An 8,777-nucleotide genomic window follows, 5' to 3' on the forward strand; every position below is an offset into this window, starting at 1 on the left:
ACGCGCGAGAAGCCCGGAAGGGCGCGGTCGATGGTCTCGGCCGGCACGGTGAGGGAGAGCCGCATGTGGCCGGGCGTACCGAAGGCGGAGCCGGGGACGGCCAGGATGCCTTCCTCGACGAGCGCCTCGACGAAGGTGGTGTCGTCCGGGATGGGGGTGCGCGGGAACACGTAGAACGTCCCCTGCGGCTCCACCACGTCGTAGCCGGCCGCGCGAAGGCCGGCGACGAGGCGGTCCCGCTTCGCGCGGTACGGCTCGGGGTCGATGGCGGCTTCGGGATCGCGCTCGAGCACGTCGGCGATCACGCGCTGCCACAGCGCCGGCGCGTTGACGAACCCGAGCGCCCGCATCGCGAACGCGCACGCTTCCGCCAGGCGCCGGGCGCCCTCGATCCGCGGCGAGATCGCGAGGTAGCCGATCCGCTCCCCGGGAATCGCCAAGGTCTTCGACCACGAGCTGGCGATCACCGTCCCCTCGACGGCGGTCACCACCTCGGGTGCCGGCTCGTCGCCGAAGGTGAGCGCCCGGTAGGGCTCGTCGCTGATGACGGTGACCGGCGGCCGGCGCCCGCGCAGCAGCTCGCCGAGCCGCCCGAGTTCCTCCGCCCGGTAGACCGCTCCCGAGGGGTTGTTCGGCGTGTTGATCAGCAGCGCGCGCGTCCTCGGCGAGAGGGCTCGCTCGACCGCGTCGATGTCCAGCTGGAAATCGGCCTTCGTGTCGACGACGACCGGCACGCCGCCGTAGTTCTCCACGTAGTGCCGGTACTCGACGAAGTGCGGCGCGATGAGGACGACCTCGTCCCCCGGCTCGAGCATCGCCCGAAGTGCGATGTTGATCGCCCCCGCCGCCCCGACCGTCATCAGGACGTGATCCTCGGTGAACGGCAGCCCGGTGCGCCGGGCCAGCGCAGAAGCGACGGCCCGCCGCGCCGGGAGCAGCCCGGGCGTCGGCATGTACGCGTGCGCGCCCGGTGAGCTTTCGGCCGCCACCCGGGCGAGAGCCTGGCGGACCACCTCGGGCGGGTCGATCTCGGGGTTTCCGAGGGTGAAATCGAAGACCGCGTCCGGCCCCCGTTCGGCCCGGAGGCGCCGGCCGAGTTCGAACATCCGCCGGATCCAGGAGGCGGCGCCCATCTGCCGGGCGACGGTGCGACCGATCGGCATGGGCCGATCATACCCCGCCCGCCGCGGCCGGACCCGGCTGCGCGGCCGGGCCGGCCGGGGCACCGCCGGCGAAAGCCCGCGCACCGTTTTCGCTGTCGGAACGGCGGGCGAGGCTCCCATCGGGCGAGCCGCGCCTGGCACCCCGACCGCTGGCCGACCCGCACGGCACCGGCCACCGGCCGGGTCCCGGAGACCCGCGCGCGGCGCCGCGCCCCAGCGGCGGTCCGCCCCGGCCGGGAGGTTCGCCCTCGGCGGCGCGATACCGCGCCCGACTCTCTGGCGCATCGGCCCTTCGCTCCGGCGCGGCGCGCCGCGTGCCGGTCGGGCCCGCAACCCGCGGCCGCTCCGCCGGGTTCTCTCGGAAACCGCGCCCTCGGAAACGCATCTCAATCGCCCGCCCGACCGACCGATACGGCAGTCGTGACCACCTCCTCCCGTGTCGGTCACGGCGGCGTCGCGGTCCAGGCCCCGATCGAGACGCTCGCCGTGCCACGTCCAGGCGGCCCGCGCCGGGTCCTCGCCGCCGGCGCCGGGCCGCCCCTGCTTTTCCTCCACCAGGCCTTCGGCCGCCCCGAGGACTACGCGGCCCCCGGCGCCGGGAGGCTGCTCCTCTGGCTGGCGGGGCACGGCATGAGGGTCCTCGCGCCCGACCTGCCGGGACACGGTCTGGCCGCCGCCTCGCGCAGGTTCCCCGCCGATCTGATCGAGCGCGCGGCCGAGGACGCGCTCGCGGTGCTCGAGACCCACGGGCCCGGCCCTGCGGCGCTGCTCGGGATCGGAGTCGGGGCCCACGTCGCGGCGGCGATCGCCCGCCGCGCCCCCGAGGCGGTGACGGCCCTCGCCCTCGACACGCCCTCGCGGCTGTGGCCGGGCGCGCCGGCCGAGCCTTGGCCCGGATTCACGGGAAGCCGGCCCCGGCGGCGGGACCGCGCGCGCTGGGAGCGGATCGCGGCCACGCTGCCCGACACGGTCGAGGCCTTCCTCGCCTCGTGCGAGCCCTGCCGCGTCCCCACGCTCTTCCTCGGAACGGGCGCGGAGGGCGGAGGACCGGACGTGCCGGAGCGCACGCCGGTTCCGGTCCGCGTGTGGGCCTGCCGCGGCGAGGGCGCCCCCGCGCTCGTCCAGGCGGAAACGGTCGCCCGCCGCACCCTCGAGCGCTTCCTCGCCGCGCACGCCGCGCCCTAGCGCCGCACGGGTCCCGCACGAACCGGGCGGGAGCGAAAACGCCGCCGGGGTGGACGGAACACCGATCGCGCGCCCGCAGGCGCGATCCCATGGAAAGAGCATCCCCGGTGGTGCGTTGTTCCGTCGACCTCGCTGCCCGTCCAGCGGTCGAGACGTGCATCCCCAAAGGTGCGCTCGCCCGCCGAACCCCGTCGGTCGCGAGGCGCGCCCCCGGCGGTGCGATGGACACGTCTCCTCCTCGCCGGAGGGGTTCTCCGGACCGGCCCGATTGCGGCACGCGGGCGAGAGGACGAGCAGCCCCGCGGCCATCGTCTTCGGTGGCGGCGCGCACCGGCGCGGAAGCGCCTGCCGCCGGGAGCGCACGAGCGGCGTTCTCGCCCCACCCCGCCGGCCGTCGGGTCTTGCCTGGCCGCCGGACGCGGCGGCCGGCGCGGTCCCCGCGGGAGGCGCCGGCGCGCCCGCCCCGGAACGGTCGTACAATCGCTCGACGCCGGACGAAGGGAGGAGCGCCGAGCATGCAGCTCAACGAGTTCACCAAGATCGCCGAGGAGCACACGTTCCTGGTCAAGCGTTTCCTCGAGCGGCAGGGAGACCTGCTCGTGGAGGTCGCGCACAAGCTGGTCCGCACGCTGCAAGGGGGCGGCAAGCTCCTCCTGTTCGGCAACGGCGGATCGGCGGCGGAGGCGCAGCATTTCGCCTCCGAGCTGACCGGGCGGTTCCAGCACGAGCGGCCGGCCGTCCCGGCGATCGCGCTCACCACCGACACGTCGGCGCTCACCGCGATCGCCAACGACATGGGCTACGAGCACGTCTTCTCGCGGCAGATCGAGGCGCTCGGCCAGAAGGGCGACGCCGCCATCGCCTACTCCACCTCGGGCAATTCGATCAACGTGATCGAGGCGCTGCGCACGGCTCGCGACAAGCAGATGCTCACCGTGGCCGTGCTCGGGCGCGACGGCGGCCGCGCCCGCGACGCCGCCGAGTTCGCGCTGGTCGTCTCGGGCCAGAAGACCGCGCGCATCCAGGAAGTCCACACGCTCGTCACCCACATGCTGTGCGAGGCGATCGAGCGCGCCCTGTTCTTCAAGCGTGACTGAGACCGCCGGGACGGGCCGCGAGCCGGCCCCGGTCCGGGCGAGCGAGCTGTACGAGCTCGCCGTTTGCCCGCACCGCATCACGCTCGACCGGCGACTCGGGCGCGAGGAACGCGCGGCGCCCGACGAGGCCTCCGCGCTGCTCCTCGAGCGGGGGCGAGCGTGGGAGGCGGCCTGCGCCGAGCGCCTCGGCTGGCCGCGACCGGAGGCGCCCCCCGGCGACTTCCGGGCAGCGGCCGCCGAGACGGAGGCGCTGATGCGGCGCGGCGTCGACGGCGTGTACCAGGGGGTCCTGTGCCGGGACGGGCACCTGGCGATCCCCGACCTGCTGCGCCGCGTTCCCGGAACGTCCCGGCTCGGGCCGCACCACTACGAGCCGGGCGACGTCAAGGCGGGGCTGGCACCGCGCGCCGATCAGGTGCTCCAGGTCGCCTATGCCGGCTGGCTCCTGGAGCCGCTCCAGGGACGCGCGCCCGAGCGGGGCTTCTTGCTGCTGGGCGACGGCCGGGAGGTGACCTTTCCGCTCGCCCCCCTGCGCGCCGTTCTCGACGCCGCGCGGAGGAAGGTCGAGCGCATCGCCTCCGGCGAGGAACCGACCGAGCCGTACTGGAGCGACGCCTGCCTTCGCTGCCGGTGGCGCCGGCGCTGCCTGCCGGAGATGGAGGCGGCCGGCGACCTGTCGCTGGTCGACGGGATGACGCCGACGAGGCGCCGCGTCCTCCGGCGGCACGGCGTCGCCACGGTGGCCGACCTGGCGGCGGTCGACCCGCGGGAGTGGCGGGAGGCGGGACGGCCGCCTTTGGGACTCGAGGCGCTGGTGCGGCAGGCGCGGGCGCTCCTGTCCGGCCGCATCCGCCTCGGCCGGCCGTTCGACCTCCCCTCCCCCTCGCCCGCGGACCGGCTGATCTGGGCGGAACGCGACCCGCTCGCGCGCGAGCGGGCGGTGCTCGTCGCGTGGCGCGAGGCGTCGGGACGGGAGGCGGTCCACGTGCTGGGCGTCGCGGAGGCGGCGGCCGCCGCCGCGCGCGACCTGTTCGCGTGGGCCGAGTCCTCCCGCGGGACGCTGTTCCACTTCGGTGCCGAGACGGCGGCCGCGCTGGAGGCGCTGGCCGAAGAGCGCGGCGTCGCTCCCGCGCTCCAGGTGGCGCTCGAGGCGCGCCGGGTCGACCTGCGCGCCCGGCTGCGGCGCGCCTGCGCCTACCTCCCCGTCCGCCGCTACGACCTCGAGGAGGTCGACGCCGCGCTCGCCGGCCGCCCGCTTCCCGGCCCCGGCGAGCGGGTGCCGCCGGCCTTCGTCGCGGTGTCCGCCGACCCGAATGGCCGGAGCGCGCGCGACGCCGCGCGGGCGGTGGCGATCGCCCGGCGGCGCCTCGAGGCTCTCGCGCGGGTGCTCGCCTGGATGCGCGCCCCCTCGCGCGCGCCGGGAGGCGCGCGTTGACCCCCGGCGGAGGGTTCTGGGACGCGCTCGAGCGCTTCCTGCTCCGGGAGCGGGCGGCGGGACGGCGCGACCTCGAGGAGATCTGGTCGCAGCCGCTCGAGCAGCGGATCGAAAACGGCGACGCGATCGCCGCCGAGGGGGTGGACCGCTGGGATCCGGAGTCGGGACGGCTCGTCCTGCGGGCCGACGCGCGCGGATCCCGCTTCCGCGCCGGCGACGCGCTGAGAATCGGTGACGGGGCCGACCCGGCGCGGGAGCCGGAGGTCACGCTGGCGGACGAGGGGCCGGACGGAACGCTCGAGTTCGAGCCCGGCTACGGCGTCCCCCCGCAAGAGATCGCCGACGCGATCGAACGCTCCGGCGGCCGCCCGGTCCTCGACCGCGGCGAGATCGATCTCACCCCCCAGCTCCTCGAGGCGCTCCGTCGCGTGCGGAGCGGCGCCGGCGAGCGCGCGCGGGCGGTGCGGGATCTCGTGCGGCTCCGGTGGGAGCCGGCGGTCGACGACCGCGAGCGCGAGGAGGCCGAGCGCTCGGCGGACCGCCTCGAGGCCGGTGGCGTGCATCTCGAGAGCGCCCAGCGCGAGGCCTTCGTGCGCGCCTGGTCGGCGCGACCCGTCCAGCTCGTTCAGGGGCCTCCGGGCACCGGCAAGACCTGGCTCGCCGCTCACCTGCTCGCCGCGCTGGCCTGGCGCGGCGAGGCGCTGCTCGTGACGGCGCAGACGCACCGCGCCGTGGACAACGTCCTGCACGCGCTCGCCGCCGTGGCGCGCCGCACCGGCCATCCCCTGCCCCTCGTCCGCGTCGCGCCGCGCCGCGCGGCCGAGCCGCGCCTGCGCCGGGAGGGGATCCGGGTGGTGCGCGGCGCGGCGCAGGTCTCGCGGCCCCGCCGCGGCGGCCTGATCGTCGGCGCCACCCTGTTCGGCGCGCGGCGCTTCGAGTCGCCGGGACCGTTCGACCGGGTGCTGTTCGACGAGGCGGCCCAGATCACCCTGCCCCACGCCCTGTGCGCGCTGCTGGCCGCGCCGCGGTGGATCCTCGCCGGGGACGACCGGCAGCTCGGTCCGGTCATCGTCGGCGACCACCCCGACCCGACCGTCACGCGATCCGTCTTCGAGCACCTCCGCGACCGGGCCGAGCCGGTGCTGCTCGACCGGACCCACCGGATGAACGACGCGGTGTGCGCGTTCCCCTCCCGCGCCTTCTACGGCGGGCGCCTCCGGCCCACCGAACGGGCGGCGGCGCGGCGCCTGCGCCTGGCGAGCGATCCCGGGCCGCTGGCGCCGGTGCTCGATCCGGAGCGCGGCGCGGTGCTGGTGCGGCTCGCGCACGAGGGCCACCGGACGCGCTGCCCGGCGGAGGCCGATCTCGCCGCGGCGATCGCGGCGGAGCTGCTCGGGCCGCAGCGGCTGCCGGCCGGCTCCCTCGCGCTCGTCTCCCCCTTCCGCGCCCAGAACCGCGAGATCGCGTCCCGGCTGCGCGCGCGCCTGCCGGCGGGCGCTGCGCTACCGGTGATCGACACGGTCGAGCGGATCCAGGGGCAGGAGCGGGAGGCGGTGGTCGTCTCCCTCGCCTGCTCCGACCCGGACGCGCTGCGGCGCGACACCGAGTTCTTCTTCTCGGAGAACCGGTTGTGCGTGACGCTCACCCGCGCCCGCACCAAGCTCGTCGTCCTGGCGAGCCGGGCCGTGCTCGACACCTATCCGCGCACCTACGAGGGGCTGCTGCGGCTCGACCTGTTCCACCGGATGTTTCGCGAGCTGCCTCAGGTGGACGGCTCCGCCCTCGCCGCCCGCCTCGGGCCCTGATCGCGGTACGGCCCTCAGAGCGGCGGGTGGCGCGGCACGGTGCGCGTCCGGGCCCGGAGCGCCGCCAGCAGGCGCCGGACCATCGCCGCCTCTTCCTCCGTCTCCGCTTCGTCGAGCGCCTCGAGCAGGTGCTGGTAGGCCGCCGTCGGCTGGTGCAGCTCCTCGAGCTGCACGCGCGCCGCCCCCGCGTGCGCCAGGGCGCGCCCGGGGCCGTGCGGGTGATCGGCGAGCATCCGCTGGAACACCGCGAGGGCGGCGTGATGGCGGCCCGCCCGGTCCAGCTCCTGTCCGAGGCGCAGCGCCAGGCCCGGGCCGAGCGCCCGACGGATCGGCGCGGGCAGGGCGAAGAAGAGCTGGGCCGCGCGATCGACATCGCCCTCGAGCAGGGCCTGCCGCAGCAACCGCTCGGGAGGCACGTCGGCCACCGGCGCCGGCCGCGCCCGCCTGGCGCCGTGCCGCAGCAGCACCCACCGGTCGATCGCCAGCGCCGCCGCGCAGCCGGCCGCGAACCCGCCCACGTGAGCGCCGTACGACACCGAGCCCGCTCCCCCCGTCAGCAACAGCGGGAGCAGGTTGTCGGCCACGATGTAGATCCCGAGCACCACCCGGGCCGGCAGCTCGATCACCCGCGCCAGGAACGGGAAGAGGAACACCCAGACGCGCACCCGGTTGTACGGGAACCAGATGAAGTAGAAGCCGAGCACGCCGGAGATCGCGCCCGAGGCTCCGATCGACGGCACGCCCGAGCCGAACCGCAGCAGGCCGTCACCGAGCGCGGCGGCCAACCCCGTGCCGAGGTAGGCGAGCAGATAGCCGGCCCTCCCGAGCCGGTGCTCGACGTTGTCGCCGTAGATCCACAGGAAGAGCATGTTGCCCAGCAGGTGCATCCAGCCGCCGTGGAGGAACATCCCGGTGAGCGCGTCGATCAGCGACGGGGCGGCCGGCCGGAAGCCGTGCCGGAAGCAGAACAGGTCGTAAGCGGAGAGCTGCAGCCGCACCGGCGGGTAGCCGCGCTCCGCCGCCAGCGCGCGCACGTAGGCCGCGTAGGCCGGATCGGCGGGGTCGGCGGGGATCCCGCTCAGCGGAAGGAGCGCGAGAAAGACGGCGACATTGACGGCGATCAGCCCCCAGGTGACCCAGGCGGCCTTCGGAACGTTGGGGCTGTCTCCGATCGGAAGGAACAAGGCGTGCGCCTCCCGCGGCCGATCATAACCGTCCCGCGCGCGCCGCTTCCGCTCCGGCCTGCCCGCGCGGAAGGCGACCGAGCGGAGCGGATCGCGGCGACCCGGCCCGCGTAGGGCGAGCGCCCGGGACGGCACGCGCGGGCGCCCCGGGATCCGCGCGGCAGCGCCCGGTGCGCGCGCGGCTCAGGTCCGAAGCGGCCGCATCGACCCGCGCTCGAGGCGTCCGGCGCGATCGGCCGGCCGCGCCGGGAGCCGCGCGGGCGACGCCCTGCCCCGTGCCCCCGGATCCTCTCCACGCGTCCGCCCGGGCCGTCCGGAAAGGGCACCTTCGATGGTGCCAGAGCCCTCGCGACCCGGTGTCGGAGGGCGGCCTCGGCCCCTACTTCCCGGGCCCCGGACCGTTCGAGGCCGCGACGACCGAGCGATCGGCCGCGTGGGTGCGAGAGCGCACCGTCGGAGATGGATCTCCCGGACCGTTCGAGGCCCCGCGACATCCGGGAGGTGCATCCCCGATGGTGCGTTCATCCGCCGAAGTCGTTGGGAGATCGAAGGATCCGGCCTCGAACGGATCGAGGCCCTGCGATCGGGCCGAAGCGTCCGTTTCTCGCCGAGTTGCGCGGCGTTTTGCACCATCGAGGAAGCACCTCCCGGCATCCGAACGATCGGCCGCGTGGAGGCGAGAGCGCACCGTCGGGGATGGACGTCCGGCCGCTCCCGGATCCTGTCGGGGATCCGGCCCCGAGACGCCTCCTGCGGAAAGCCCGGTGCCGGGCGGGCTGGAAGGCGCCACCCGGGGCTAATCGAGGCGCGGGCCGCGCGGGACCCACGGCGGAGACACGACGATCCAGACCTGCCGGGGCGTCGCGCCCTCTTCCTCCCCGGCGAGGGGCCGGAAGTCGGGCACGGGG

The 8,777-nt window shown here is 76.0% G+C and carries 6 protein-coding genes; 4 read left to right on the top strand and 2 right to left on the bottom strand.

The genetic code is table 11. The annotated features are described in order from the left end of the window. The coding region (locus D6718_08865) for a pyridoxal phosphate-dependent aminotransferase (protein ID RMG44940.1) at positions 1-1,163 on the bottom strand (1,163 nt) is incomplete at its 3' end. On the opposite strand from D6718_08865, the gene D6718_08870 reads away from it, so the two are divergent. The 4 genes from D6718_08870 to D6718_08885 all read left to right on the top strand — a co-directional run bounded on the left by D6718_08870 (position 1,050) and on the right by D6718_08885 (position 6,685). Continuing rightward, positions 1,050-2,348 (top strand): alpha/beta fold hydrolase, encoded by a 1,299-nt coding sequence (locus tag D6718_08870; GenBank protein RMG44941.1) that lies wholly within the window; start codon positions 1,050-1,052, stop codon positions 2,346-2,348. The genes D6718_08865 and D6718_08870 overlap by 114 nt on opposite strands. A gap of 515 nt (positions 2,349-2,863) precedes the next feature. Then, positions 2,864-3,445 carry an SIS domain-containing protein gene (locus D6718_08875; GenBank protein ID RMG44942.1) on the top strand — a complete coding sequence of 194 codons (582 nt, stop codon included), beginning with the start codon at positions 2,864-2,866 and terminating at the stop codon, positions 3,443-3,445. Beyond that, positions 3,438-4,880, top strand: coding sequence for a TM0106 family RecB-like putative nuclease (locus D6718_08880; protein RMG44943.1), 1,443 nt, complete (start codon positions 3,438-3,440; stop codon positions 4,878-4,880). Before D6718_08875 ends, D6718_08880 begins: the two co-directional genes overlap by 8 nt. Further along, on the top strand, positions 4,481-6,685 hold the full coding sequence (locus D6718_08885) for a hypothetical protein (protein ID RMG44944.1): 2,205 nt from the start codon (positions 4,481-4,483) through the stop codon (positions 6,683-6,685). Before D6718_08880 ends, D6718_08885 begins: the two co-directional genes overlap by 400 nt. A gap of 14 nt (positions 6,686-6,699) precedes the next feature. Here the strand turns inward: D6718_08885 and D6718_08890 are convergent, their stop codons facing one another. Continuing rightward, a complete protein-coding gene (locus tag D6718_08890; protein RMG44945.1) occupies positions 6,700-8,004 on the bottom strand; it encodes a rhomboid family intramembrane serine protease in 1,305 nt (434 codons plus the stop codon). Between the last annotated feature and the right edge of the window lie 773 nt (positions 8,005-8,777).

The sequence above is a fragment of the Acidobacteriota bacterium genome (assembly GCA_003696075.1).
Classification (GTDB): domain Bacteria; phylum Acidobacteriota; class Polarisedimenticolia; order J045; family J045; genus J045.